1 pseudogene is annotated in these 359 nt (G+C 34.3%); it reads right to left on the bottom strand.

The features are described 5' to 3' along the window. Positions 1-297: pseudogene (locus tag HMPREF3263_RS04160) on the bottom strand (hypothetical protein); the annotation flags it as partial. Positions 298-359 lie beyond the last annotated feature (62 nt).

Below are 359 nucleotides of genomic sequence, written 5' to 3'. Positions count from 1 at the left end.
ACCACGTGGTCGGGGGAGGAAAAAGGCAAAGACAAAAAAGGGGATCATAATGATGTCTAAGATAAAGTCTTTTATTGGTGATTGAGGACCTAGTCCATCAGTATATATTTCATATGGCGTTAGTTCTAATTTTTCCTCTCGAAATTTATTTCCTTCTTCTCTTCTTTCTTTATAGGATTTATATTCTTCCATAAGCATTTTATCTCTATGAAATGCCCACTCATAATCTCTTTTTGCATCTGAATGGCTATAAAATGGGATAATGGATAAGCCATTAAATATATTGACAAGCATCATCCCACCTAAAATAAAGCGAATAAATCCACGAACATACCCATCAAAAATCGAATCCCGAATTT

The sequence above is a fragment of the Haemophilus sp. HMSC61B11 genome (assembly GCF_001838615.1).
Taxonomy (GTDB): domain Bacteria; phylum Pseudomonadota; class Gammaproteobacteria; order Enterobacterales; family Pasteurellaceae; genus Haemophilus_D; species Haemophilus_D parainfluenzae_AD.
The sequence above is the reverse complement of the archived record's forward strand: the minus strand, read 5'-3'. Positions and strand labels throughout refer to the sequence as shown.